This window comes from Frankia sp. CcWB3 (assembly GCF_977927595.1).
Window position 1 is genome coordinate 16,574 of the sequence record NZ_CDWRCK010000004.1, and the last position, 1,958, is coordinate 18,531.

Genomic DNA, 1,958 nt, shown 5'->3' on the forward strand with positions numbered 1-1,958 from the left:
CGCGGTCTCGGCCGCCTGCCGCGCGCCCCCGATCGGCCCGGCGCCCGCCGCCGGCACGCCGTCCGGCCCGAGCCGGAGCACGCGGTCGGCGGCGGCCAGGACGGAGGGGCGGTGGGAGATCACCACGAGGGCGGCCTGCGGCGACCACGCGCGCAGCCCCCGCAGGATCGTCGCCTCGGTCACGGCGTCGACAGCCGCGGTCACGTCGTCGAGGATGAGCACGTCCGGCCGGCCGATCAGCCCGCGGGCCAGGGCCAGCCGCTGGGCCTGGCCGCCGGAGACGGTCGCCCCGCGTTCTCCGAGCTCGGTGTCGTAGCCGTCGGGCAGGCTCAGCACGAAGTCGTCGACGGCGGCGACCGCGCAGGCCGCCCGCAGCTCGTCCAGCTCGACCTCGCGGCCGACCCGGAGGTTGTCCGCCACCGTGCCGGCCAGGATCAGGGGCCGTTGGGGAACCAGGCCGATCCGGCGGGCCAGCTCGAGGCGGGAGACCCGCCGCAGGTCGACGCCGCCCAGGCTGACCGAGCCGGTCGCCGGGTCCTCCAGCCGGCAGAGCAGGCGGGCGAGCGTGGTCTTGCCGCCGCCGGTCGGTCCGGTCACGGTGACGAACTCGCCCGGACCGACGCGCAGGTCGACCGGTCCGAGCACCCGCCGGCCGTCGCGCCGGGCGGTCAGCCCGGCGGCGAGCAGGGCCCCGCCTGGCGGCGGGGTCTCGGCGTCGGCCGGGTCGTCGTCAGTGACCGGGGTCTCGAGGATCTCGGCGATGCGCCCGGCCGCGACCCGGGCCTGGCCCCGGGCCGAGAGCAGGTCGACCGCGACCGTGACCGCCAGCGTCAGGGTGGTCATCCAGGAGGTGAAGGCGACCAGGCCGCCGACGGTGAGGCCGCCGCGCAGCGCCACCGTCCCCCCGATGGCCAGGCCGGCCGCGATCGCCAGCCGGGGGACGGCCGGCGGGACGGCGGTCCAGGACGCCGAGATGCGCGCGGCGGTCATGGTGTGGTCGGTGAGGACCGCGCTGCGGTCGTGGTGGCGACGGGCAAGAGCCGCCTCACCGCCGAGGCCGCGCACCGCGGCGCTGGCCGAGAGCAGGTCCTCCACCGCGTCGGCACGGGCGGCGAACGCCTCGGAGAGCTTCTCGTTCGCCGCGTCGAAGCGGCCGGGGAAGTAGGCGTTGGCCAACGCGGCCAGCGGGATCGTCACCACCCCGACGATCAGCAGTGGCCAGTCCAGCAACGCGAAGGCGGGCAGGACCACCACGATGGTCACGACGATCCGGACCCAGATGGCGAGGCTCTGCACCCACAGCCGGATCAGGTCGACGTCGCGGGTGACCCGGGTGGCCAGGTCACCGTGCCCGTAGCGGGCCATGGCGGGGCGGTCGAAGGCGGCCACCCGCTCGACCAGCGCGGCCCGCAGCGCGTGCGCGACGCGGTTCGCGGCCCGGCCCGACCACCACAGGCCGCCAGCGCCGCCGAGCATGAACACCACGGCGACGACCGCCGTCGGGACGGCCCAGGTCAGCGTGCCGTGGACCGATCGCGGGGTGATGCCCTGGTCGAGCGCGCGCTGAATGCACCAGGGGAGGGCGAGCATCGCCGTCTGCTGGACCACCGTGGCCGCGCCGCCGAGGGCGAGTTGCCCCCGCCGCGCCGACAGCTGCGTCCTGAGCAGTCGCTTACCCGTCGCGCCGTCCAACCCAGCACCGTCCTGACCGGTTCGTGCCCGCGTCGTCCGACGACCGTCCGGCGCACCGGCGTCCGGCACCGGCGTCCGATGTCGGGCCGGCGGGATCGGGAGCCCGTGCCCGCCTGGTCGAAGACAGCGGGCAGCGGCTACCTGCCCGATAAAGTCAGGTATAGCTAACCTAAGTAACCCAGCCCCGTCAACCCATCTGGACGGACCGGCTCGGCTCCGTGAGCGGGTCGGCCGTTCCGCCAGACGTGGGCGCCGGGACGGCCACC

1 protein-coding gene is annotated in these 1,958 nt (G+C 76.0%); it reads right to left on the reverse strand.

Going from position 1 to position 1,958, the window contains the following annotated elements; genetic code table 11:
* A partial coding sequence (locus ACY5KJ_RS00925) for an ABC transporter ATP-binding protein (protein WP_462202511.1) occupies positions 1 to 1,692 on the reverse strand: 1,692 nt, incomplete at its 3' end.
* Between the last annotated feature and the right edge of the window lie 266 nt (positions 1,693 to 1,958).